This window comes from Vibrio sp. YT-18, assembly GCF_033337345.1.
Taxonomy (GTDB): Bacteria; Pseudomonadota; Gammaproteobacteria; order Enterobacterales; family Vibrionaceae; genus Vibrio; species Vibrio alginolyticus.
Genome location: NZ_JAWOQO010000190.1, coordinates 1 through 1,156, shown reverse-complemented (window position 1 = coordinate 1,156; position 1,156 = coordinate 1). Strand labels below are relative to the sequence as shown.

At 47.3% G+C, this 1,156-nt stretch carries 1 protein-coding gene; it reads left to right on the top strand.

Features of this window, described 5'->3' with window-relative positions; genetic code table 11:
* Nucleotides 1-1,156: N-acetylmuramoyl-L-alanine amidase (locus R7M72_RS25350; RefSeq protein ID WP_318056489.1), on the top strand; the 1,156-nt coding region annotated here is incomplete at both ends.

Here is a 1,156-nt window from a genome sequence, read left to right as displayed (position 1 = left end):
AAGTATTGATCGTGATCAATCCTGGTCATGGTGGTGAAGACCCTGGCTCAATTGGTCCATCTCGTCGCAAGTATGAAAAAGACGCGGTACTGAGCATTTCTCGTAAGCTTGCAGCGCAACTTGATGCGACGCCGGGAATCAAAACGCGCATGACGCGTACCGGTGACTACTTTGTTAACTTAAACCGCCGTGTTGCATTTGCCCGCGAAAATGACGCGCACCTGTTAATCTCCATTCACGCGGATGCGTTCACATCACCACAACCTCGTGGGGGATCGGTATTCGTATTGAATACGCGTCGCGCAAACACTGAGATTGCTCGTTGGGTTGAGAACCACGAGAAACAGTCCGAGTTGCTCGGTGGTTCTGGCAATGCATTTGTCACGAATACGAAAGACCGCAACGTGAACCAAACTTTGCTCGATCTCCAGTTCAGCCATTCGCAAAAAGAAGGCTACAAGTTGGCGACCGAAATTTTGGGTGAAATGGGACGCGTCGCGCATCTACACAACACCAAGCCAATCAACACTAGCTTGGCAGTATTGCGTTCGCCACAAATTCCATCGGTCCTTGTAGAGACTGGATTTATCTCTAACCCAACAGAAGAGAAACTGCTGTTCCAACGCGCACACCAAGATAAGTTAGCGCAGGCTATCTCTAAAGCGGTGGTTAAATATCTAAAAGATAACCCACCTGAAGGCACGGTGTTCTCACCTTCCTCTAAACCAATGGTGCACATTGTTAAGCGTGGTGAATCGCTGTCTGTGATTGCAAATAAATACGGTACTAACTCGAAAGCGTTGATGGCTGAGAACAAGTTGAAATCGACCAGCTTAGCGGTTGGACAAAAACTGCGTATTCCGTCAGCTGGCAAGATCCAAGTGCCAAGCAAGCCTATTACAATAGAGTCTGAAACGATTACTCATACCGGTAAATCGGGTGAGTTCTTAGGTAAGATCGCAAGTCACTATAAAGTGAAGCTGTCGGATATTCGTCGTGAGAACAACTTAAAATCCGATACCTTATGGGTTGGTCAAAAACTTAAGATCACCGTAGCAGTGAAAGATAAACCGATTCGCAAGCACAAAGTCGCGCGAGGGGAATACCTTGGTAAGATTGCGTCCAAATATGGCGTGAGTGTTGCGAGTATTCGCCA